Genomic DNA, 21987 nt, shown 5'->3' with positions numbered 1-21987 from the left:
TAGCTCAGTCGGTAGAGCAGTTGACTTTTAATCAATTGGTCGCTGGTTCGAATCCAGCACGACCCACCATCATTTCAAGAATCCCAGGTCGTTTAGCTCAGCTGGGAGAGCACCTCCCTTACAAGGAGGGGGTCACTGGTTCGATCCCAGTAACGACCACCATATTCGCAAGCGAAGCTGAAATATCAGCTTCAGCTTCAGTTGCTGAGAAAGTCCCCACTCAGATGGGGATTTTTTTTGCCCGCAATTCAGTACTTCAACTTCTTCTGTTGCCGGTGTGGCGAGCCGAACGCCACCTCTTATTGTGCCACTCTGCCACTCTGCCACTCTGCCACTCCGACCCTTCTTCATCCTGCTCTTCCGAGATTGCCCGACTGCACTCCTGTCCATCGTGATGCTGCTCATATGAACGCCTGTAATAAAGCAAACGCCAGCAATAAAAAGGGCAGGCCAAGGCCTGCCCGCAAAGATGCGCAAGGTGCTACATGATCCCGCGGATCAGGATCCCGCTGATCAGCAGCGGCGCCACCACGCGCCAGCACCAGAGCAGCGCCAGACGCAGGGCGGGTGACAGGCCCACAGGGAGAATGGCATCACCCAGGCGCCAGCCCAGCAGCAGGGTCAGTACCAGACCAAACAGCGGCATCATCAGGTTGGAGGTGAGATAGTCGAGCAACTCGAAGATGGTCTTGCCAAACAGGGTCAGATCGCTCCATGGGCCGAACGACAGGCTCACCGGAATGCCGGAGGCCATGATGAGCAGGGTCAACACCCGGCAGGCGCCACGGCGCGACCAGCCCCACTCCTCGGTGGTGAAGCGCACCAGATGCTCCAGCATGGAGATGGAGGAGGAGAGCGCCGCCACCAGCAGTAACAGGAAGAAGACTACCCCCAGCCCCTGACCGAACGGCAGATGGCTGAACACGGCTGGCATGGTCATAAAGGTGAGTCCTGGGCCCGCGGTGGGATCGATGCCGGTGGAGGCCAGCGCTGGGAAGATCATCAAGCCCGCCAGCACCGAGATAAGGCTTGCCAGTGTGACCACCCAGACCCCGGAGCGCAGCACCCCTTCGCTATTGGGCAGGTAGGCGCCATAGGTAGTGTGTACCCCGAGTCCGATGGAGAGGGAGAAGAAGGCCAGCCCCAGCGCGTCCAGCACGCTTTGGCCGGTCAGCATGGAGAAGTCCGGCAGCAGCAGCTGGCGCACACCCGCCATGGAGCCCGGCATGGAGAGACCGACCCCCACCAGCAGCAGCATCATGATGAAGAGCGCGGGCATCATCCAGCGCAGTGCCCGCTCCACCCCTTTCTGAATACCCCCCTGCACGAACCACCAGGTCAGGCCTGCGAAGATCAGATGGGTCAGCACCGGCCACCAGGGGTTGCTGACATAGCCGTTGAACAGGGCGGTGAGGGCACTTCCTTCGTTCAGGTTGAGCTTGCCAGCCATCGCCAGCGCGGCGTAACCCACGGTCCAGCCACCGACCACGCTGTAGAAGCTGTAGATAAAGAAGCCGCAGGCGATCCCCATATACCCCATCCAGCGCCAGTTCGGCCCCATCAGTTTGCGAAAAGCGCCGAGCACCCCGCGCTGGCTATGGCTTCCGAGCAGGGTTTCGCCGACCTGTACCGCTACCCCCAAGGTGAAGCTGAACAACAGAAACACCAGCAGAAAAGCGCCACCGCCATTGGTGGCGGTCACATAGGGAAACTTCCAGATGGCACCAAGGCCAATCGCTGTGCCTGCTGCGGCCAGCACATGACCGAGACGGGAAGACCACTGAACCTGGCTCATACAACCTCCGGGTAACACGACATCGAAGCAATACTCCTGAGTAGCAATAAACGACAGACCATAAAAAAGGCCGCCTGAGGCGACCTTTGCAATGAACATTCAGAAAAACTGTGCGTGCCAGGTCACCTCTCTTGCGAGCTAAAAAATCGACCAAACAGCACGAGGATGGCAGACATGAGGTGACAACCTGACTTATGAATGAGGAAACAGCCTAAACCATGGAAAGAATAATTGACACATAAAATAAAAAATTTTTTATGTGTGCCGCTGTCACCGCTCTGACTGCAATTGGCGAGCGCGTTGCCGGGCCGTATCTTTTCTACCTTGTGGCTATTTACTGGGCGATAATCGACGTAGCTTCTTCTGGAACTAGGGACCGCGACATGGCGCTGACGGGAACAACGATGAGACAGGATGCCGTATGAGATGGATGGTGTTGCCCTGGTTACTGATCAGCCTGAGTGTGTCGGCGCAGCCCGGATTAACCCTGCTGAGTCACGACTTACCCCCCTTTACCGAATACCGCGATGGCAAGCTCGACGGATTTGCCATTCGCCTGATCGATGAGGTGCAGGAGGAGCTTGGCACCCGTTATCCGGTGCGGATTTACCCGCTCAAGCGGGCGCTGGCGCTGGCACGGGTCGAGCCCGGTTATGGACTGTTCGTGGTACAGCGGCTCCCGGAGCGGGAGTCCCATTTCAAATGGGTTGGCCCGCTCTTTATCAATCGGGTCTTTATCTATCAGGCGCCGGATAGTCGCCATCCGCTGACCTCGCTGGCGCAGCTGCGAGATCTGCCCAGAGTGGGGGTAGTGCTGGGCAATGCCGATGATGTGCGGCTGACCCATGAGGGCTACACCAATCTGGTGCGCTACAAGACGGTCGGGGAGGCGATAGAGCGGCTGATGCTGGGCAAGATCGATGCCTTGCCGATGGCGGAGCTGGTGATGGAGGCCACCCTCGACAAGATGGGGTTATCCCGGCGCAGCATTGTCAGCAGTGGGGTACTGCTCCATCAGGCCGGTCTCTATATCGTCTTTTCCAAGGGAACGGATGATGCCGAGATCACCCGCTGGCAGCATGCCCTGGATGCCGTCAGAGCCGCCCAGGGGCGGGCCGATGAGCCCGCCCGTGAAGAGTAACCGTCACACCAGACCGCGAATCAAGATCCCGCCGATCAGCAAGGGGGCAATCCAGCGCCAGCAGTTCATCAGCAAGTGATGCCAGTGGCTGGCAATCCCCTGCGGCAGCGCCTTGCGTCCCAGCTTCCAGCCCAGCAGCAGCGTCAGCATCAGGCCGAACAGCGGCATCATCAGGTTGGAGGTGACAAAGTCCAGCAGCTCGAAGATGGTTTTGCCAAACAGGGTGGCGTGTTGCAGCGGGCCAAACGACAGGCTGACCGGAACACCGCTAACCATGACGAATCCAGTGATGGCGCTGCAGGCCGTGCGGCGTGACCAGCCCCAGGTCTCGCACAGGAAGCACTGCAAATGCTCCAGCAGGGATATGGCCGAAGAGAGTGCCGCAAAGACCAGCAGGGCGAAGAAGATCACCTCAAGCACCTGACCGAAGGGCAACAGCTGAAATACCGCCGGCATGGTCATAAAGGTGAGGCCGGGGCCGGAGGCCGGGTCGATACCGGTCGAGGCCAGCACCGGGAAAATCATCAAACCCGCCAGTACCGCCACCATGCTGGCCAGCAGCACCACCCAGAGGCTGGAGCGACCAACCCCTTCGCTGGTCGGCAGATAGGCGCCGTAGGTGGTGTGAATGCCCAGACCGATGGAGAGGGAGAAGAAGGCCAGCCCCATGGCATCGAGCACGCCGGACATCCCCAGCTTGCTGAAGTCGGGCATCAGGAAGTGACGTACTCCCGCCATCGCATTGGGCAGGGTGAGGCCAAAGGCGACCAGCATCAGGATCATCAGGAACAGGGCCGGCATCATCCAGCGCAAGGTGCGCTCCACTCCTTTCTGAATGCCGCCTTGCACCACTATCCAGGTGAGGGCGGCAAACAGCAGGTGAGTGAGGATTGGCCAGACGTCGCCGCTGACATAGTCATTGAAGCGGGCGGTGAGAGCAGCCGCATCCCCATGGTTGAGCTGACCGGAGAGGGCCATGCCGGTATAACCGAGCGTCCAGCCGCCCACCACGCTGTAGAAGCAGTAGATGAGCAGGGTAGAGATCACCCCCATTACCCCAACCCATCGCCACTGTTTGCCGAGCAGATCGGAGAAGGCACCGACTACCCCGCGGCGACTCATGCTGCCGAGCAGGGTCTCCCCCATCAGTACCGCAACCCCCAGGGTGAAGCTGAACAGCAGAAAGACCAGCAGGAAGGCGCCGCCGCCGTTGACGGCTGTGACGTAGGGGAATTTCCAGATTGCGCCGATACCGACCGCGGAACCCGCTGCGGCGAGGATGTAGCCGAGTCGGGATGACCATTGGGACTGCTTCATAAGAACTCCAATCGAGCGCCCCTGGGCAGGGGCAGAATGGCGCTCATGTTACGGAGGTCACGGCGCAATCACTACGACGGTTATCAGGCATAAATGCGATTTATTGGCACGATTGGCTAATTTAATTCTGTTTTTTGCCCAATCCTGCCACCAAATAAAAACCGGAGCGAGATTGCTCCGGTTTGGTCTCTGACAATGGCTCGTCGGTGGACTAGATCACCCCGAGCTCCCGCAGCCGCTCCATCAGGTAGCTGTGGGCGGTATGGCGCTCGGAGAGCACCACATCCGGGCGCGGATGGAGGAACAGCGGCAGGGAGATGCGTGACTTGGCGGCATTGCCACCAGTCGGGTTGATGACGCGGTGAGTGGTGGAAGGGTAGTAGCCGCGAGAGGCCTCCTGCAGCATGTCACCGATGTTGATGATGAGGGTGCCAAAGTCGCACGGCACATCCATCCACTCGCCATCGGAACCCTTCACCTGCAGCCCCGGCTCGTTGGCGGCGGGCAGAATGGTGAGCAGGTTGATATCCTCGTGGGCGGCGGCACGGATGGCGCCCGGCTCCTCGGTGCCATCGAACGGCGGGTAGTGCAGCACCCGCAGCAGGGTCTTCTGGCTCTCTTCGATCATCGAGGAGAGGGGGCCGCTGTAGTGAGCGGCGATATCGGCCGGGGTGTACTGCTCCACCCAGCCCAGCAGCTCGGCGGCCAGACCGTTGGCGAGGCGATAGTACTCCATCGCCTGCTCCTTCAGTTCTTCCGGTATCTGGCCCCAGGGGTAGATGTGGAAGTACTCCTTGATGTCTTTCTGACTATGGCCCTTGGCCACCTCGGAGACCGACGGCGGGAAGTAGCCATCTTGGGTTTCGCGGTTGAACAGGAAATCCTGCTTCTGCTCGCTCATGAAGAAGCGATACCAGTTGTCGTAGATGGACTGCACCAGCTCTTTCGGAATGGGGTGGTTGGTCAACACGCCAAAGCCGGTGGTTCGCAGGGATTCGGTGAAGCGTTGGGCCGCATCGGGTGAGCGGTAATCGACGGTCAGGACTTTCATTGTTTTTGTTGCGCGCCAGTTAAAAGATGGCGCAGTTTACCTTGCACCTGATAACAAGGAAAGCGGGTTGGCCGCCCGTCTGGCACTGCGTTGAATAGTGACAAAAGCATCAAATAAACCGCGCCAGATCACACGGGGGCGCATCCCTTGTTATGGCCTTTTATCCTCTCTAGAATGCCGCTCACTATCTTTTCCGGAGTCTGTTCATGTCCCCCAAAATCCTGTTGCTGACCCTGCCGGTATTGCTGGCGGGATGCAGTGCCCTGTCAGAAGATGAGTGCCGTACCATGAGTTGGTACAACCTGGGTTATCAGGATGGATCGGAAGGCAAAACCCGTCAGGCGACCCGCGATTACGTTTCGTCTTGCAGCGAATATGGCCTCAAAGTGGATGAGGCCGAGTGGAAACGGGGCTACGACAAGGGGCTGGAGCTCTACTGCATTCCCGAGCTGGCTTACAGCAAGGGCAAGGAGGGGCAGGCTTATCTGGGGGTATGCCCCAATGACGCCAGCTTCCTCAAGCAGTATCAGCGTGGCTACGAAGAGTACAAACTGGCTGCCCGCCTGCGGGAGATCAGCGACGAGCTGGAGCGTACCGAGCGGGATATCGATACGCTTGAACGCAGCATCCGCAACGAAACCAACACGGAACAGCGCGACTACTACCGTGCCAAGCGCGATCGAGCCATTCGCCACTACGAATCCCTGCGCCGGGAGTACAACCGTCTGCGTTATCCGGATCGGGTGATCCAGTTCTCCTTCGGCGGTTAATCCCTCTCTTCATGGCCAGCCCGCGTGCTGGCCATGTTGCATCTTGTCAGATCAGGGCAGTACCCAGCGCTGCAGTGCCAGTGCGATACCATCTTCGTTGTGGTCGGCCGTGACCCGATGGGCATGGCTCTGGATCTGCGGGGCCGCATTGCCCATGGCCACCGCCAGCCCAACTTGCTCGAACATGCTGATGTCGTTGTTGTTATCCCCAAACGCCACCACCTGCTCCATCGCAATCCCTTCGCTGGCTGCCCACTGGGCAAGCCGGTTGCCCTTGCTGCAACCGGGCTGTACCAGCTCCACCGCATAGGGGGCCGCCCAGTCGCGGGTAAAGGGCATCTGCTCGACCACCTCGCCCATAAAGGTGTGCAGGCGTGCCGGATCCTGATTGAACAGCTCCAGTTTCCAGACCGGGTTGTCGAGCCAGCCTGCCAGCTCCTCGACCGGGTGGAGGGCGATCTTGAGGTGGTCTGGCTGATTGGCCGACCAATGGCGGATGCGGGTGACATGCTCTTCGCAGCCGATGTAGCCGATCCCCTCGCTCAGGTGGAACAGAGCGCCCATCTGCTGCGCCTCGACCGCGGCCAGCAGCTCGGTAAGCGGGGCGGCCGCCAGCGGGTCGCCGCTGAGGATCCGGTTTTGCACCGGATCATAGAGATAGGCGCCATTGCTGCAGATGAGGGGGGTGTCGAGGGCCAGCTCGTGGTGGAAGGGGCGTGCCGTCATGTAGTGGCGTCCCGTGACCAGCAGCACCTTGATGCCGTGGGCGCGGGCTTGCGCCAGGGCTGCCCGGGTGGCCGACGAGATCTTGTGATCCCGGGTCAGCAGGGTGCCATCCATATCGAGCGCGATGGCCTTGTACTCACTCATAGCTCCTCCAGCATCGAACAAATCCGCAAAGAGCTTTACCGTCCCAGACCCGGCGCCCCGATGCAAGTCTTGCCCGCAGCCGAAGCGCCGAACTGTGATCCCTTCGTGGCTCAGGTGCAGCTGGCCAGCTGTTGACGACGGTCGGCACGGCGACGCAGCAGATAGAAACCGGCGGCACTGGCAAGGGAGCAGAGGGTGGCGAGATAGAAGGGCCACTCGGTACCGGCCAGCAGCACCAGACTGCCGAGCAGCACCGCCAGGATCTCGCTGCCTACGGCGAGGGCGCGGTAGAGCCCCATCGCCTGCCCCTGTTGCTCCGGGTGACTGCGGTTGGAGATCGCCACCGAAGTGGCCAGCTCCCCCAGACTCATGCCGATGCCAGCGGGAACGAAGGTAAGCGCCAGTCCCCACCAGTGCACGGGCAGGATAAAGAGCAGCATGCCGCTCGCCATCACCAGATGGCCGACAATGCCGAGGGAGCTGCCGCGCCAGTGACGGGCGATGCGGGAGCCGAGCCAGGAGCCCGCCATCATGGGCAGGCTCACCAGCACAGCCGCCTGCGCCAGCTGGGCCGGATCCCAGGCCAGCCGCTCTACCAGCCAGATGTTGAAATAGGTGAAATAGAGCTGCACGGCGCCATAGCTGATCAGGGTGAGTGCGAAGTAGGGCAGCAGGGCCGGTTGCAGCAGCAACTGGCGGCTGGAGAGAGTCGCGGCCTGAAGGGTGGCCGCCACCGGCGGACGATAGGGGATCAGCCAGAGCACCAGCAGCAGGTTGAGCAGGGTCATCGCGACGGCCAGCCAGGCCGCCAGACTGTAATCCCCCGAGATCACCGCGGCGTAGCCCCCGATCACCGGCCCCACTACCCAGCCCAGATTCATGCCGATGTTGATCCAGGCGAAGCTGCGCGCCTTGTGCTCCTTGCCGGCGAGATCCGCCGCCATCGCCTGCACGATGGCGATGTTGCCGTTGCACAGCCCCTCCACAATCCGGCTGAGCAGCAACAGGGGGAGTGAGCGCCAGGCGATACCGAATGCCATCAGGGCATAGCCTGCCAGCACCCCCGCCAGCGATAGCAACAGCAGTGGCTTGCGGCCATAGCGGTCGGAGAGGCGACCGAGCCAGGGGCTGCCCACCAGCTGGAACAGGGGATAGAGCCCCATGATGACCCCCAGCCACACCTTGCGGCTCCAGTCGGAGGCTTCCGGCGTCAGCATGCCGTGGGCCGGATCCAGCAGCAAAGGTGCCAATACCGGGGAGGGGAGACTGAAGCCTGCAACTGCCAGCGTGACCGTCATGACCAGCACCCAGAGGGGATTTTTGTGCCCGTGTTTCTCCATGTTGCACCCATTAAGTAAAGTTATTTGTTTATTTATGCTGATTCATAGATGGGATTAAGTAAAGTGAATTGTTGATTTAATAAAGGGCGATCCCCATAATGAGACCATGAACGCAAGCACCGACAAGATCCTGTTTCTGCTCAAGAGCCATGGCCCGCAGAGCGCCGCCGCGCTGGGGGAGCAGTTGCAGATGACCTCCATGGGCGCCCGTCAGCACCTGCTCACGCTGGAGCAGGAGGGGTGGGTTACATTCAGCGACGAGGCGCGCGGGCGCGGTCGTCCCGTGCGGCTGTGGCAGCTCACCGAGCAGGCCTGGCAGCGCTTCCCCGATAGCCATAGGGACCTGACCGTGCAACTGATCGACAACGTGCGCGAGCTGTTTGGCGAGGAGGGGATGGAGCGGCTGATCCAGCAGCGGGAGCTGCAGATGCTTGCTCGCTATCAGGAGGCGCTGGGGTCCCATGGTCTCTCTGGCCGGCTGGCGGCGCTCAAGGAGCTGCGTACTCGCGAGGGCTACATGGCGGAGATCCGCCGCGAAGAGGATGGCAGCTGGCTGCTGTGGGAGAGCCACTGTCCCATCTGTGCGGCGGCGCGCACCTGCCGCGGTTTCTGTCGCAGCGAACTGGCGCTGTTTCGCCAGCTGCTGGCGCCGGCGAGGGTGGAGCGGGAGCAATATCTGCTGGAGGGGGCGCATCGCTGCCTCTATCGCATCACGCCGCCCGCGCTCTGATTTCGTCAAACGCCCAAAAACAACAAAGCAGGCGCCGGGATGCCTGCTTTGTTGCCTTCGGGGAGGGGGTTCTCTCGTTCCAGCCCGTCGTTTCCCGATAAGGTAAGACGGCTGATGGGGCTCTTGACCCGGTAAGGTCCTTCACCGCAGAGACCCGGTCAGGTATCTGCTTTGCCACCGGAAGATGTAACCATAGTATCCCTCCCGTGCCGGTGAGTGGTTGCAAAGTAACCACTTTTTTCGGTTGTTTTTGCAATAGTTCACCCTTAATCTAGGAAAAGTGGATTAGTCATTGCAACGAGGAAGGGTAGATGCTGAAACTTGATCGCATAGACAGACATATTCTCGAGCTGATGCAGGAGAATGGCCGCATCAGCAATCTGGAACTGGCCGAGCTGGTCGGGCTCTCGCCGTCCCCCTGCTCCCGCCGGGTCAAGGCGCTGGAGGATGCCGGTCTCATCGACACCCACGTTACTCTGCTCAACGCCCGCCAGCTTGGCCTCACCCTCACCGCCTACATTCACATTTCCATGGACAGACACACGCCCGAGCGGTTCGAAAACTTCGATCGCGCCATCAGCGAACTGCCCGAAGTGCTGGAGTGTGATCTCATCACCGGTAATGATGCCGACTACCAGCTCAAGGTGGTGGTGCGCGACATGGAGCACTATCAGCACTTCCTGCTGGACAAGCTGACCCATATTCCGGGGGTGACCGGGGTGCGCTCCAGCTTCGTGCTGCGTCGCATCAAGCACAAGACGGCACTACCGCTCAACCATCTGGGGTGAGCCCGCGCAAGCCGCTTATATAAACAGAAAGAGGAGGCCACTGGCCTCCTCTTTTGCTATTCGCTCTTGGTTATTCGGTAGTGGTTATCGGGTCTGGATTAGCTGTCGCGGTGACGGGGCGACTGCCGCTGTCAGACGCTGACCTGGCTGATGTCTGCCACCTGCAGCAGCCAGCCGCTCTGCTCCTGCAGCGGTTCGCCGCTGACCCGCAGCCGCTCGCCGGTCGGCACCCATTGCCCCTCGGGCAGTGAGACCAGCAGGCTCTCGCTGCCGTTGTCGAACAGCCAGCGATCTTCGCCAAGCGATTCAATCAGATAACCTTCCATCTCCACTCTGGACTCGGCTTGCCAGGATGGCGCAACGGAATCACGGCTCTCGATGAAATCCCCCTGAACACCAAAACTGGCTAGCCCCCACAGAATGGAGAGCCCGACGATGGATGTTTGCATCTTGTCTCTCCTCTTTTGGAACTGTAGGGCCAGTATGGGAACAGAAAACTGAGCGCACCATGAACAAGGTGGCAAAGTGCTGGCGAGATCGCGAAAAAATCCGGCCAATTGGCCGGCAGTGTCATTTTATGGTGTCTAGATCACACTATTTGGCGGCTTCTTCTGCCATCCGTTCCTCTCTTGGCTTATTCGTCCACATGGCTACCCCACGATGATCCCCACAGATCCCCTCTGCCACCACGGCGCGAACCCGGGTGCCATCTTTGCAAATGGCCTGCCAGGCGTCGGCATCATCGATGGCGAGCGAGTTGGGGGGCGGCGTGGTTTGGCAAGCCGTGAGCAGCAGGGCGCACAGGGGGAGCAATTTTTTCATGGCGGACTCCTCGGGGTAATGGGGGACTGAGAGGATGGGGATGACCTCTCCATCCGGGCTTCACTCCCCAGCATCAGTGATAACCGGTTAAGGGGCAAGGGGGGGGACCACTGACGGCCGCAGGTGCCGTGCAGCCGGGGCTTGCCCTGTGCCCTCCTTGGGCCTAAGGTGAGGCCGTTTTATTGCCTGATTGAAGGAGCGTTTTCATGTCCACTCTCTATCCCCGCGTCGGGGTCGGCGTCATCCTGACCAACGCCCAAGGCCAGGTGCTGCTTGGCAAACGCAAAGGGAGCCATGCCCCCTACTGGTCGATCCCGGGTGGTCATCTGGAGTTGGGGGAGAGCTTCGAGTCGGCGGCGATCCGCGAGGTAGCCGAGGAGACCGGACTTGAGATCCACGGGCCCGAGGTGGTGGCGGTGACCAACAATCTGGAGACATGGCGCGAGAGCGGGCTGCACTATATCTCGGTGACGCTGCACGCTAAGGCCGATGGTGAGCCGCAACTGCTGGAGCCGGAGAAGTGCGAAGGCTGGGTCTGGTGCGATCCGCGCGCGTTGCCCGAGCCCCATTTCGACGCCAGCCGTCAGTCCATCGCCTGCTGGCTGGCGGGACGCTGCTATTTGCCGGGTGATATGCCCATGGTGTCGGCCTAATCAGTCTGATTGTCATAAAACGATCATCGCGCTGTCATAATATCCCCTCTCCATCGGGAGAAGAGGGATGAGGGAGAAGAGCGTGGGACAGGTATTTATTCAGTTTTTATGGCTGGGCTGCATCAGCTTTGGTGGTCCGGCCGCTCATATCGGCTATTTCCAGCGCACCTTCGTCCAGCGGCTTGGCTGGCTGACACAGGCCGAATTTGCCCGCTTGCTGGCGCTGTGCCAACTGCTGCCGGGGCCCGCCTCCAGCCAGCTTGGTTTCGCCATCGGTCGTCATCGCGCCGGTCTGGGCGGGGCGCTCTCAGCTTTTCTTGGCTTCACGCTGCCCTCATTTCTGCTGCTACTGGCGGCCGCGATCGGCATCGGCCAGCTGGGCAGCAATCTGTGGCTCGATGCGGCTTTGCACGGCCTCAAGCTGCTGGCGCTTATCGTGGTGGCCGATGCGGTGTTCACCATGAGTCGTCAGTTCTGTGCCACTGGAATGACCCAAGGGATTATGGTGGTGACCGCTGCCGCACTCTGGTGGCAGCCCGGTCTGCTGACTCAACTGTTGATGCTGGCGGGAGCGGCGTTGATCTGCGCCCGCAGCCAGAGCGGGGCGGGTAGTGTGCCAGCCTCCGCCGAGCTACCTTCTGCCGCCAGCAGTCAGCCTCATTGGCCTACCCTGCTGATGTTTGGCATCCTTTTTATCGGTCTGCCGCTGCTCGGTAGCCCGCTTGGCCAGCTGGTTGCCGACTTCTATCGCGCCGGTAGTCTGGTGTTTGGCGGTGGCCATGTGGTGTTGCCGCTACTGCAAGAGAGCGTGGGACACACTCTCAACGAGCAGCAGTTTCTGACCGGTTACAGCCTGGCCCAGTTGGTGCCGGGCCCCATGTTTACCCTTGCCACCTATCTTGGCGCCCAGCTGCAACCCGAAATGCCGCTGATCGGGGCCCTGTTGGCGACCATGGCGCTGTTTGTGCCCGGTTTTCTGCTGCTCTGGGCGGTGGGCCCCTGCTGGCAACAGTGGCTGGCCCGGCCCCGTCTGGCGGGGGCCGTCACCGGAATCAACGCCGCCGTGGTGGGCTTGTTGTTGGCGGCCCTCTATCAGCCGGTGTGGCAGAGTGCGGTGCTGGCGCCGACCGATCTTGCGCTGGCGGCCATCGGCTTTTATCTGCTGCGGGTGTTGAAGTTGCCGGTGCCGGCCATCGCGGCCCTGTTGGTGATGGCTGCTATCCTGCTGGCGTGAAGCCGGTGAAATCCCGATAAAAAAACGGCGCCTCCATAACGGAGGTGCCGTTTTTATTGCAATGGGTAAACCGTTCAGACCTCGGGTTCGAAATCCAGACTCAGGCTGTTGACGCAGTAGCGCTGGCCGGTCTCGGTCGGTCCATCGGGGAAGACGTGACCGAGGTGAGAGCCGCACTGGCGGCAGGTGATCTCCACCCGCTTCATGCCGTGGCTGTTGTCCTCGGTGTACTCCACCGTCCCCTCGATGGCCTTGTCGAACGAGGGCCAGCCGCAGCCGGAGTCAAACTTCGCTCCTGAGTGAAACAGCACGCTCTTGCAGCAGACACAGAGGTAGTCGCCGCTCTTGCGATTGTGGAGCAGGGCGCCGCTGTAGGGGCGCTCGGTGCCCTTCTCCCAGCAGACGTGAAACTGCTCGGCGGTCAGTTTGCTGCGCCACTGTTCCGGATTGTTACTGCTCATACCGACTCCTTGCCATCCATACCGGAGCCCAGCATAGCGGCTCCGTAAAGCTGACTCCAGCATGCCTCTTATGCTTTGCCTGTATCTGTGATCGAGGTGGCAACCATCTCCTCACCGGATGCAGGGAGAATTTCCTGCTGCGGTGGCTGGGCATCCTCCGCCGTGCTGGCCAGCGCCACCCGCTCCAGCAGTTTGAGGGAGTGGGCCCGGCCGACCGCCACCTGCCGTTTGATGTCATCCGGCAGGAAGGGGAGGCCATCGTTGGTGGCGGTGTCGATAGTCTGGATCCACTCCAGCCCTTCCCCCGGCGGCGGCAGGCGGAACTGGATGTCGTAATCGCTGGCGTTGAACAGCACGTACCAGCGCTCGCCGACACAGTTGATCATGCCGATATCCATGGCGAACGCCTGCCCCATGGGGGCGTGCCAATCCTGATCGGTGAGCTGGTGGCCGTCCGGGTGATACCAGTTGACCTGATGGCAGCTGGACGGGGTGCCATTCCAGCTGTCGTCGCTCAGTTGCAGGTTGGAGAAGACGCAGGACTCCGCCCGCAGCGCCATCATCTGCTGGGTGAAGGCGAACAGCCGCTCATCCTCCGGTCGCCACTGCCAGTTGACCCAGCTGATCTGGTTGTCCTGACAGTAGGCGTTGTTGTTGCCAAGCTGGCTGCGTCCCATCTCGTCCCCGGCGAGGAAGTGGGGAGTACCTTGGGAGAGCAGCAGAGTGGCAATCAGATTGCGCTTCTGCTGCTGGCGCAGGCTGTTGACCCGCGGATCCAGGGTCGGCCCCTCTACCCCATGGTTATAGGAGAGGTTGTTGCCGTGGCCGTCCCGATTGTCTTCACCGTTGGCCTGATTGTGGCGCTGGTTGTAGGAGACCAGATCCTCCAGGGTGAAACCGTCGTGATAGCAGAGGTAGTTGACGCTGGTGTGGGGGGAGCGCCAGTTTTTCGGGAAGATATCCCGCGAACCCACCAGCCGGGTGGCGAAGTCCCCCATCTTGCCCGCATCACCGCGCCAGAAGGCGCGCACCGTGTCGCGGTAGCGGTCGTTGATCTCCTGCCACTGGCTCGGGAATTGACCCAGCCGGTAGCCGAAGGGGCCGATATCCCAGGGTTCGGCGATGAGCTTGACCTGTGACAGCACAGGGTCGGCCATCACGGCTTTGAAGAAGGCGCCCATGGGCTCGAACTCTCCCGCTTCCCGCGCCAGCGTCACCGCCAGATCGAAACGGAAGCCATCCACCTGCATCTCGGTGACCCAGTAGCGCAAAGCATCGAGCACCAGTCGCAGGGTGTTGGGGTGATCCAGATTGACGCTGTTGCCACAACCGGTCACGTTGGCGTGACGGGTGTAGTCCGGGCCGTGGGGGCCCGCTTCGAAGGCGTAGTAACCGGCGTTGTCAAAGCCCTTGAACGAGAGGGTAGGGCCATCGAAGCCAGAGGCGGCAGTGTGGTTGTAGACCACATCCAGGATCACCTCGAGCCCGGCCCGGTGCAGCTCGCGCACCATGGTCTTGAACTCGGTCACCGCCTCGTCGGCCCTGGTGCTGTAGCGTGGCTCCGGGGCGAAGAAGGCAATGGGGTTGTAGCCCCAGTAGTTGGTCAGTCCCAACTGCTCCAGTCGCGGTTCCGACATGAAGGCGGCCACCGGCATCAGTTGCACCGAGGTGATACCGAGGCTCTTCATGTGCTCGATAACCAGCGGGTGACAGATGCCAAGATAGGTGCCCTGCAGCGCTTTGGGGATCCCCGGGTGCTGCTTGGTAAAGCCCTTGACGTGGGTCTCGTAGATAATGGTGCGGGCCGGACTGATCCCGGGTTTGCCAACCCCTTGCCAGTCAAAACTGTCATCCACTACCACCGACTTGGCAATCATCCCGGCACTATCACCCTGATAGAGGGCTTCATCCCAGTAGGTGGGACGACTGAGCGCCTTGGCGTAGGGGTCAATCAGCAGTTTTTGCGGATCGAACAGCATCCCCTCCTGCGGGGTGCCATAGACCCGATAGCCGTAGCGCTGACCGGCCTTTACGCCGCGCACGTAGCCAAAGCGATACTGGCCACGGCGGCCGGGCAACTCCAGCCGCATCAGCTCATGCTCCTGCTCGTCGTACAGGCAGATCTCCACCTTGTCCGACTGGGGGGCCCAGACGCAGAAGTGGCAACCGTTCTCGTCAAGGCGGGCCCCCAGCGGGTGGCCCACCCCTTTTTCCATTACAAGCATCAAGACTCCTGTTTGATAAACAAGGTCGCCAGCGGCGGCAGATCCAGCACTATGCTGTGTGCCATCCCCTGCCAGGGGGTCGGCTCGGCAGCGAACACCAGACCTACATCATAGTTACTGCCCCAGTAATACTCGCTGTCGGTGTTGAGCATCACCCGATAGTGGCCCTCAGCTGGGACGCCGATCCGATATTCGAGACGAGGCACCGGGGTGAAGTTGCAAGCCACCACAATAGCCTGCTTGCCCTCTTTGTCCGCCCGCAGCCAGGCAAAGATGCTGTTGTCGGCATCGTTATGATCCAGCCAGCGGAAGCCGGTCTGCTCATAATCGGCCTGATACAAGGCAGGCTCATGACGGTAGAGGTGGTTGAGATCGTGGATCAGTCGCTGTTGACCGGCATGCTTGGGATATTGCAGCAGATGCCACGGCAGTTGGGCGTCGTGGTTCCACTCGTTGCTCTGAGCGATTTCGGTGCCCATGAAGTTGAGCTTCTTGCCCGGGTGGGCGTACATGAAACCCATGTAGGCCCGCAGGTTGGCTGCTTGCTGCCACTCGTCGCCCGGCATCTTGTAGAGCATGGAGTGCTTGCCGTGCACCACCTCGTCGTGGGAGAGCGACAGGATGAAGTTCTCGTCATAGTGGTAAACCATGGAGAAGGTCATGTCGTTGTGGTGGTAGCGGCGGTGGATCGGCTCTTTCTGCATGTAGGTGAGGGTGTCGTGCATCCAGCCCATATTCCACTTGAAGCCAAAGCCGAGGCCGCCGAGGAAGGTGGGGCGGGAGACACCGGCAAAGGCGGTGGACTCTTCGGCGATGGTCATGGCGTGGGGATACTTGCCGTAGACCTCCTCGTTGGTCCACTTGAGCAGGCTGATCGCCTCGTAGTTGTGGTTGCCGCCATCGACGTTCGGTACCCATTCACCGGCGTTGCGGGAGTAATCCAGATAGAGCATGGAGGCGACCGCATCCACCCGCAGGCCGTCGATGTGGAACTTGTCGAGCCAGAACAGGGCGCTCGCCACCAGGAACTGGCGCACTGTGTCGCGGCCGAAGTCGTAGATGTAGGAGTTCCAGTCCGGGTGCCAGCCACGGCGCGGATCTTCATATTCGTAGAGCGGGGTGCCGTCGAAACGGGCCAGTCCGTGGGCATCGGACGGGAAGTGGGCGGGCACCCAGTCCAGAATGATGCCGATCCCGGCCTGGTGGCACTGATCGACGAAGTATTTGAAATCATCAGCGGTGCCGTAGCGGCTGGTGGGGGAGAACATGCCCACCGGCTGGTAGCCCCAGGAGCCGCTGAAGGGGTGCTCGGAGACAGGCAGCAGCTCGATGTGGGTGTACTCCATCTCCTTGACGTAGGCGACCAGCTCCACTGCCAGTTCACGCCAGCTCAGGCTGTCGCCGTTGGGGTGGCGTTTCCAGGAGCCGACGTGCAGCTCATAGATGGAGAGCGGCTGCTCGCGTTTGTCGTTGTGCTGGCTGGCAATCCACTCGGCATCCTGCCACTGGTACTGGGCGTGGTCATAGACCACGGAGGCGAACGACGGATACTGCTCGCAGTAAAAGCCGACCGGATCGCTCTTGTGGGGCAGCCGGTTGCCCATGGGGTCTTTGAGCTCAAACTTGTAGCGATCCCCGGCCTTGAGGCCCGGCACAAACAGCACCCAGTGACCGCAGAGGCTGCGCTGCATCGGGTGGCGGCGGCCATCCCAGAAGTTGAAATCGCCGATGAGGCTCACGGCGGTGGCGCTCGGCGCATAGACCGCAAAACGCACCCCTTCCACCTGCTGGCCAAGATGCTCCACGGTGCGCAGCTGGGCGCCAAGGGTGTGATAGAGGTTTTCCGGCTGGGCGGTCAGTTCGGCCAGGCCTGCCCAGGCGGCATCCTGAAACTGATAGGGGTCGATGACCTCGGTGGTGGCATCTTGGTAGCTGGCGAGCAGCTGATAGGGGAAGGAGTTTTTGCGGCGGGTGAAAACAGTTTCAAAAAGACCCGATTCATCGGTGGGCGCCAGGGTGGCAACGACTTTGCCCGACTTGAGATCCTTGACGCGAACTTCGAGGGCATCAGGCAACCAGGCGGTCAGTTTGAGGCCGGGCCCATCCGGATTGGCCTGCAGGCCTAAGTGAGAGAAGGGATCGGAACAGCGGGCAGCAACCAAACGTTCAACGAGCATCGAGATTTCCTTTCATGACAGAGCATCCACTCCGGCCGAAGCCGGAGTGGATTTAGGTGAGAGCGCTGTGGGAGACAGCGTCTCAACGACTGGCCTCATCACGGGCTTGGCTCATCTTGCCAGCCAGTGCCTTGAGTGCCTCATTGGCAAAAATATCTTCCAGATCAGCGGAAAGCTTGCGGCGCCAGTTGGGGTATTCGTAACTGGTGCCCGGTACGTTGACCGGCTTGTCCATCTCCAGCCAGTCTTCCAGCTGGGTACTGAACAGGGCACAGCTGCCGCGGGACATATGGATCTGCAGACCGTGGTTGAGTTCGGTGTTCATGCCGACCCAGTTCACGTCATGACTGATGTTGTCAGAGATGACCTTGTGGGCATGCAGGCTGTCGAGGATCCGCTGTTTGGCCTGGTGGCGATCAGCATACAGAGTCTTCAGCACATCTTCATCCGGATACAGACCCAGTTGACGGCCGAGCGCCAGATCATCGCAGTGCCAGAAGCCCTTGAGGGTCGGCATGTCGTGGGTGGTCAGGGCTGACATCGCCTGCTCGGTGTAGTGCGCCGGGGAGATAAAGCCGCCATCTTCCTTGGAGCGCTCGAAGAAGAACACCTTGTAGGAGTGGACGCCGTTCTCTTTCAGAGTCACGTCGATCCCCTCCGGCACGGTGCCCAGATCCTCGCCGATCAGCAGGCACTGATTGCGGTGGGATTCGAGGGCCAGAATGCCCAGCAGATCGTTGACCGGATAGTAGATGTAGGCGCCCTTGGCGGCGGACGCTCCGGGCGGTACCCACCACAGGCGCAGCAGTGCCATCACGTGGTCGATGCGCAGTGCGCCGCAGGAGCGCATGTTGGCACGGAACAAGTCCACCATCGGCTGGTAGGCCGCTTCAAACAGCTTGTTCGGGTTCATCGGGGGCAGGCCCCAGTTCTGACCGAGCGGGCCGAGGATATCGGGCGGCGCACCGACAGAGGCTTTCGGGCAGTAGAGATCCTGGTTGGCCCAGATCTCGGTGGAGCCTTCGGAGACGCCCACCGCCAGATCCCGGTAGATCCCCATCACCATGCCGGCAGCCTTGGCGCGGGCATCGGCTTGCGCCAGCTGTTCGTCAGCCAGGAACTGCAGATAGAGGTAGAAGTTGACATCTTGCGGGTGCTCGGCCATCCAGGCGGCAACGGCAGGATTGTGGTAATCGCGCAGTTCCTGCGGCCATACCGGCCAGCCCCAGGCATTTTCGCCTTTGGCATAGAAGTGGGCCTGCAGGGCATCAAATGCTGCCTGCTGTTGCAGGCTGCCGCCACCGGCGGCCACGAAGGCATCAAAGGCGGCCTGACGCTCGGCGCTCAGGGTGGCTTCATCGAACACCTGACGCAGCATGCCGAGTTTGGTCTGGATCACGCCGGTGTAATCGACGTTCTCTTTGGCGCGCAGATCGGCCAGATGTTGCTGGAAGGCAGGGCTCGCCACTTCCGCCTTCAGGCGAGCGCTCTGCTGGAATTCGGGCACCGCTTCCACATTGATATAGGCCACGTTGAGCCAGCGACGGGAAGAGGGGCTGTAGGGACTGGCGCTCTCCGGATTGGCCGGATAGAGGGCGTGGATAGGGTTGAGGCCGACGAAGTGGGCCCCCCAGGCGGCCGCTTTCTCAACCAGCTGGCCCAGATCGCTGAAATCACCGATACCCCAGTTGTGGCGGCTGCGCAGGCAGTAGAGCTGCACGCTGGGGCCCCATACCTTGCGGCCATTGGCAATCGGCGCCTGCTTGTAGCAAGCCTTGGGGGCAACGATGAGGCGCATGGTGGCCAGCGGCTCGTCATTACCCTCTTCCAGCAGCACCAGCTGGTGATAACCCAACTCCGGGGCCATATCTAGCGTGACACGATAGGCCTGGCACTCCATCTCTTCAAATTCGGCCACGCCGACCAGCTCACCCTCGATGGGGGTGAATTGACCGGACAACACAGCACCCTGCTCCTGCTGGAGCTGCCAGGTGAGGGCATCGTTGACGAATTCGATGGGGAGGCGAACCTCAAGGGTAACGGCGTCGCCGGTGCGAACCACCATCACAGGATCCAGCGCCCGCAGCCAGTGCTGGCGATGCTCCTCTTCCAGCTGCTGCACCAGTGCGGCCTCGTCATCGACGCTGTAGCCCATGGCGCCCAGCATGGCGGCCTTGCTCTCTTCTGATACCTGGGCCGGGTGGCCCCAGGCATCGACATACTCGCTGGCGATACCTTTTGCGGCAGCCAGCTGTTCAATCAGGGTGGTCATAGTTTGAGAATTCCCGCTGTGGATTCTATCTATACTATTTTGTTTGATTTTTATGGGGTGGTACTTGAACAGTGGCTCTATGGGCCATGCTAAACCGCGCACATTTTTACATATCTCAGTGAATGGTTGTGTGACCGAGTAGGCACTATTGTTGATATCTGCGCGATGCCACGATCTGGCACTTTTTTCGTCAAAACGTGGTAATCAGTTACATAAACAGAAAATTAATTTCACAGTTTTTCATGATATAGCGCAATTTCAGACAGAATGTTGGTTGACTCACCGGAGAGTTCTAGTAAATTTACAAGCGGAATTTTCTTTGACTACTGAACAGTTAGGTAACTAAATATGACTATCAAAGTAGGTATTAACGGTTTTGGCCGTATCGGTCGTTTCGTATTCCGTCTGGCTTGCGAGCGTGCAGACATCGAAGTTGTTGGTATCAACGACCTGATCGATGTTGACTACATGGCTTACATGCTGAAGTACGATTCAACTCACGGTCGTTTCAACGGTACCGTTGAAGTTAAAGACGGCAACCTGGTTGTAAACGGCAAAACCGTACGTGTTACCGCTGAGCGTGACCCGGCCAACCTGAAGTGGGGCGAAATCGGTGTTGACGTTGTTGCTGAAGCTACCGGTCTGTTCCTGACCGACGAGACTGCTCGTAAGCACATCGCTGCTGGTGCCAAGAAAGTTGTTCTGACTGGCCCGTCCAAAGACGCTACCCCGATGTTCGTAATGGGTGTTAACGACTCTACCTACGCTGGCCAGGACATCGTTTCCAACGCTTCCTGCACCACCAACTGCTTGGCACCGATCGCCAAGGTTCTGAACGATACCTTCGGTATCGAGTCTGGCCTGATGACCACCGTTCACGCTACCACTGCTACCCAGAAGACCGTTGATGGTCCGTCTGCCAAAGACTGGCGCGGTGGCCGCGGTGCGGCTCAGAACATCATCCCGTCCTCTACCGGTGCAGCCAAAGCTGTTGGCGTAGTTATCCCGGAACTGAAAGGCCTGCTGACCGGTATGGCTTTCCGTGTCCCGACTCCGGACGTGTCTGTTGTTGACCTGACCGTTAACCTGAAGAAAGCTGCCACCTACGCAGAAATCTGCGAAGCGATGAAAGCTGCTTCCGAAGGCGCTATGAAAGGCGTTCTGGGCTACACCGAAGACGAAGTTGTATCTACCGACTTCCTGGGTGAGCGTCAGACCTCCGTATTCGACGCCAAGGCTGGTATCCAGCTGAACGACAAATTCGTTAAAGTTGTATCCTGGTACGACAACGAAATGGGCTACTCCAGCAAAGTTCTGGATCTGATCGCTCACATCTCCAAGTAATTTGGGATGCGCAATCGCGTAGCTTGAAAAAGGCGGCCATTGGCCGCCTTTTTGTTTTTCGGTTTCCCCTGATGACAGGAGTCCACATGCAATCCATTCGTCCCCTGACAGCCAATTGCAAGCTTGCCAACAATGCGGCCGGTCTGCCGGTTCTCACCATCAACAACGACTATGCCAAGGCAGAAATCAGCCTGTTTGGCGCCCATGTGCTGAGCTATCAGCGTCATGGCGAGCCGGCCTCCATCTGGCTGAGTGACAAGGCGGTGCTGGATGGCAGCAAGCCTGTTCGCGGTGGTATCCCGATCTGCTGGCCCTGGTTTGGCCCGGCGCCCGCCCGCGTTGGTAGCGGCAAGCCCTCCCACGGTTTTGCCCGTACCACCCTCTGGATGCTGGACGGGGTCTCCGATCATGCTGACGGCACGCTTGTTCATCTCTCCCTGCGCGACAGCGATGCGACTCGTGCCCTGTGGGATCACTCCTTCGAGCTGGAACTGGACGTGCTGGTGGGCAAAGAGCTTTCGCTGGTGCTGACCACTCGCAACACCGGTAGCCAGCCGCTGACTTATAGCGGTGCGCTGCACACCTATTTGCAGATCAGCGCACCGGAGGCTGTGAGTGTCACCGGCCTGGGCGAGGCCTATGCCGACAAGCTGACCGGGCAGGATGCCAAGCAGCAGGGTGCATTGACCCTGAGCAGGCCGCTGGATCGGGTCTACTGGCAGCCAGAGGCGCTGGTGAAGGTGCAGGATGGTGAGCGCGAGATTCGGGTGGTAAGTGGTAACCATGACAGCACAGTGGTCTGGACCCCCTGGCTGGAAGGGGCTACCGCCATGGCCGACATGAGCGACGATGGCTATCGCACCATGCTCTGCGTCGAAGCGGCCATCGCCGGTGAGGCGGGTGTGACCGTTGCGCCGGATGAAGAGCACAGCCTCTCCACCGTAATCATCTGAGTTGGATTAGGTTCAGATAAATAAAGAGGGCTCCCGCGGGAGCC

19 protein-coding genes and 1 tRNA gene are annotated in these 21987 nt (G+C 60.3%); 9 read left to right on the top strand and 11 right to left on the bottom strand.

Features of this window, described 5'->3' with window-relative positions:
• Positions 1-86: 86 nt before the first annotated feature.
• Positions 87-162 (top strand) — tRNA-Val (locus G5380_RS16050).
• Between the two features lie 319 nt (positions 163-481).
• Here G5380_RS16050 and G5380_RS16045 read toward each other — a convergent pair.
• Positions 482-1795 carry a sodium-dependent transporter gene (locus tag G5380_RS16045; protein WP_216952057.1) on the bottom strand — a complete coding sequence of 438 codons (1314 nt, stop codon included), beginning with the start codon at positions 1793-1795 and terminating at the stop codon, positions 482-484.
• A gap of 421 nt (positions 1796-2216) precedes the next feature.
• Here G5380_RS16045 and G5380_RS16040 point away from each other — a divergent pair, with 421 nt between their 5' ends.
• Positions 2217-2936, top strand: a complete 720-nt coding sequence (locus G5380_RS16040; protein ID WP_139478275.1) for a substrate-binding periplasmic protein — start codon at positions 2217-2219, stop codon at positions 2934-2936.
• Positions 2937-2939: 3 nt separating this feature from the next.
• On the opposite strand, the gene G5380_RS16035 is transcribed toward G5380_RS16040, so the two are convergent.
• Both G5380_RS16035 and G5380_RS16030 read right to left on the bottom strand, forming a co-directional pair.
• Positions 2940-4253 carry a sodium-dependent transporter gene (locus G5380_RS16035; protein WP_201938701.1) on the bottom strand — a complete coding sequence of 438 codons (1314 nt, stop codon included), beginning with the start codon at positions 4251-4253 and terminating at the stop codon, positions 2940-2942.
• Positions 4254-4464: 211 nt separating this feature from the next.
• Positions 4465-5304 carry an isopenicillin N synthase family dioxygenase gene (locus G5380_RS16030; RefSeq protein WP_216952056.1) on the bottom strand — a complete coding sequence of 280 codons (840 nt, stop codon included), beginning with the start codon at positions 5302-5304 and terminating at the stop codon, positions 4465-4467.
• A gap of 206 nt (positions 5305-5510) precedes the next feature.
• On the opposite strand from G5380_RS16030, the gene G5380_RS16025 reads away from it, so the two are divergent.
• Positions 5511-6074 carry a DUF2799 domain-containing protein gene (locus tag G5380_RS16025; RefSeq protein WP_005362971.1) on the top strand — a complete coding sequence of 188 codons (564 nt, stop codon included), beginning with the start codon at positions 5511-5513 and terminating at the stop codon, positions 6072-6074.
• A gap of 51 nt (positions 6075-6125) precedes the next feature.
• Here G5380_RS16025 and G5380_RS16020 read toward each other — a convergent pair whose 3' ends face one another.
• Both G5380_RS16020 and G5380_RS16015 read right to left on the bottom strand, forming a co-directional pair.
• Complete coding sequence (locus G5380_RS16020; protein ID WP_111900214.1) at positions 6126-6944, bottom strand: Cof-type HAD-IIB family hydrolase; 819 nt, start codon at positions 6942-6944, stop codon at positions 6126-6128.
• 110 nt (positions 6945-7054) lie between these two features.
• Positions 7055-8284, bottom strand: a complete 1230-nt coding sequence (locus G5380_RS16015) for an MFS transporter (protein ID WP_416033596.1) — start codon at positions 8282-8284, stop codon at positions 7055-7057.
• 106 nt (positions 8285-8390) lie between these two features.
• Here G5380_RS16015 and G5380_RS16010 point away from each other — a divergent pair, with 106 nt between their 5' ends.
• Complete coding sequence (locus tag G5380_RS16010; RefSeq protein WP_421352909.1) at positions 8391-9014, top strand: helix-turn-helix transcriptional regulator; 624 nt, start codon at positions 8391-8393, stop codon at positions 9012-9014.
• 311 nt (positions 9015-9325) lie between these two features.
• Complete coding sequence (locus G5380_RS16005) at positions 9326-9802, top strand: Lrp/AsnC family transcriptional regulator (protein ID WP_005304871.1); 477 nt, start codon at positions 9326-9328, stop codon at positions 9800-9802.
• 131 nt (positions 9803-9933) lie between these two features.
• Here the strand turns inward: G5380_RS16005 and G5380_RS16000 are convergent, their stop codons facing one another.
• On the bottom strand, positions 9934-10251 hold the full coding sequence (locus G5380_RS16000) for a hypothetical protein (protein ID WP_202005344.1): 318 nt from the start codon (positions 10249-10251) through the stop codon (positions 9934-9936).
• Positions 10252-10396: 145 nt separating this feature from the next.
• Positions 10397-10624, bottom strand: a complete 228-nt coding sequence (locus tag G5380_RS15995) for a hypothetical protein (RefSeq protein ID WP_216952052.1) — start codon at positions 10622-10624, stop codon at positions 10397-10399.
• Between the two features lie 206 nt (positions 10625-10830).
• Here G5380_RS15995 and G5380_RS15990 point away from each other — a divergent pair, with 206 nt between their 5' ends.
• Both G5380_RS15990 and chrA read left to right on the top strand, forming a co-directional pair.
• Positions 10831-11277 carry a nucleotide triphosphate diphosphatase NUDT15 gene (locus G5380_RS15990; RefSeq protein ID WP_064339420.1) on the top strand — a complete coding sequence of 149 codons (447 nt, stop codon included), beginning with the start codon at positions 10831-10833 and terminating at the stop codon, positions 11275-11277.
• 82 nt (positions 11278-11359) lie between these two features.
• On the top strand, positions 11360-12511 hold the full coding sequence (gene chrA, locus G5380_RS15985) for a chromate efflux transporter (protein ID WP_410489647.1): 1152 nt from the start codon (positions 11360-11362) through the stop codon (positions 12509-12511).
• A gap of 74 nt (positions 12512-12585) precedes the next feature.
• On the opposite strand, the gene msrB is transcribed toward chrA, so the two are convergent.
• The 4 genes from msrB to malQ form a co-directional block, all read right to left on the bottom strand.
• The gene (gene msrB, locus G5380_RS15980) at positions 12586-12972 is read right to left on the bottom strand and encodes a peptide-methionine (R)-S-oxide reductase MsrB (protein ID WP_042079988.1); all 387 of its coding nucleotides are present in this window, start codon (positions 12970-12972) and stop codon (positions 12586-12588) included.
• Positions 12973-13040: 68 nt separating this feature from the next.
• Positions 13041-15197, bottom strand: coding sequence for a glycogen debranching protein GlgX (gene glgX / locus G5380_RS15975; RefSeq protein WP_216952050.1), 2157 nt, complete (start codon positions 15195-15197; stop codon positions 13041-13043).
• Positions 15197-17374 carry a 1,4-alpha-glucan branching protein GlgB gene (glgB, locus tag G5380_RS15970; RefSeq protein WP_421255549.1) on the bottom strand — a complete coding sequence of 726 codons (2178 nt, stop codon included), beginning with the start codon at positions 17372-17374 and terminating at the stop codon, positions 15197-15199. Before glgB ends, glgX begins: the two co-directional genes overlap by 1 nt.
• Positions 17375-17456: 82 nt before the next feature.
• Positions 17457-19646: a 4-alpha-glucanotransferase gene (gene malQ, locus G5380_RS15965; protein ID WP_421352908.1), complete on the bottom strand. Its 2190-nt coding sequence runs from the start codon at positions 19644-19646 to the stop codon at positions 17457-17459.
• A 348-nt stretch (positions 19647-19994) separates the two neighbouring features.
• Between malQ and gap the strand changes: the two genes are divergently transcribed.
• Positions 19995-20990, top strand: a complete 996-nt coding sequence (gene gap / locus G5380_RS15960) for a type I glyceraldehyde-3-phosphate dehydrogenase (protein WP_005335708.1) — start codon at positions 19995-19997, stop codon at positions 20988-20990.
• Positions 20991-21076: 86 nt separating this feature from the next.
• Complete coding sequence (locus G5380_RS15955; RefSeq protein WP_421352907.1) at positions 21077-21943, top strand: D-hexose-6-phosphate mutarotase; 867 nt, start codon at positions 21077-21079, stop codon at positions 21941-21943.
• Positions 21944-21987: the final 44 nt, after the last annotated feature.

The organism is Aeromonas sp. 604443 (assembly GCF_049170315.1).
Lineage (GTDB): Bacteria > Pseudomonadota > Gammaproteobacteria > Enterobacterales > Aeromonadaceae > Aeromonas > Aeromonas veronii_A.
Note: the sequence above shows the minus strand (reverse complement) of the source record. Positions and strands in the feature narration are given on the sequence as shown.

Coding starts and splice junctions, on each gene's coding strand:
- G5380_RS16045 (WP_216952057.1), bottom strand. CDS start 1,795: ATGAGCCAGGTTCAGTGGTCTTCCCGTCTCGGTCATGTGCTGGCCGCA.
- G5380_RS16040 (WP_139478275.1), top strand. CDS start 2,217: ATGAGATGGATGGTGTTGCCCTGGTTACTGATCAGCCTGAGTGTGTCG.
- G5380_RS16035 (WP_201938701.1), bottom strand. CDS start 4,253: ATGAAGCAGTCCCAATGGTCATCCCGACTCGGCTACATCCTCGCCGCA.
- G5380_RS16030 (WP_216952056.1), bottom strand. CDS start 5,304: ATGAAAGTCCTGACCGTCGATTACCGCTCACCCGATGCGGCCCAACGC.
- G5380_RS16025 (WP_005362971.1), top strand. CDS start 5,511: ATGTCCCCCAAAATCCTGTTGCTGACCCTGCCGGTATTGCTGGCGGGA.
- G5380_RS16020 (WP_111900214.1), bottom strand. CDS start 6,944: ATGAGTGAGTACAAGGCCATCGCGCTCGATATGGATGGCACCCTGCTG.
- G5380_RS16015 (WP_416033596.1), bottom strand. CDS start 8,284: ATGGAGAAACACGGGCACAAAAATCCCCTCTGGGTGCTGGTCATGACG.
- G5380_RS16010 (WP_421352909.1), top strand. CDS start 8,391: ATGAACGCAAGCACCGACAAGATCCTGTTTCTGCTCAAGAGCCATGGC.
- G5380_RS16005 (WP_005304871.1), top strand. CDS start 9,326: ATGCTGAAACTTGATCGCATAGACAGACATATTCTCGAGCTGATGCAG.
- G5380_RS16000 (WP_202005344.1), bottom strand. CDS start 10,251: ATGCAAACATCCATCGTCGGGCTCTCCATTCTGTGGGGGCTAGCCAGT.
- G5380_RS15995 (WP_216952052.1), bottom strand. CDS start 10,624: ATGAAAAAATTGCTCCCCCTGTGCGCCCTGCTGCTCACGGCTTGCCAA.
- G5380_RS15990 (WP_064339420.1), top strand. CDS start 10,831: ATGTCCACTCTCTATCCCCGCGTCGGGGTCGGCGTCATCCTGACCAAC.
- msrB (WP_042079988.1), bottom strand. CDS start 12,972: ATGAGCAGTAACAATCCGGAACAGTGGCGCAGCAAACTGACCGCCGAG.
- glgX (WP_216952050.1), bottom strand. CDS start 15,197: ATGCTTGTAATGGAAAAAGGGGTGGGCCACCCGCTGGGGGCCCGCCTT.
- glgB (WP_421255549.1), bottom strand. CDS start 17,374: ATGCTCGTTGAACGTTTGGTTGCTGCCCGCTGTTCCGATCCCTTCTCT.
- malQ (WP_421352908.1), bottom strand. CDS start 19,646: ATGACCACCCTGATTGAACAGCTGGCTGCCGCAAAAGGTATCGCCAGC.
- gap (WP_005335708.1), top strand. CDS start 19,995: ATGACTATCAAAGTAGGTATTAACGGTTTTGGCCGTATCGGTCGTTTC.
- G5380_RS15955 (WP_421352907.1), top strand. CDS start 21,077: ATGCAATCCATTCGTCCCCTGACAGCCAATTGCAAGCTTGCCAACAAT.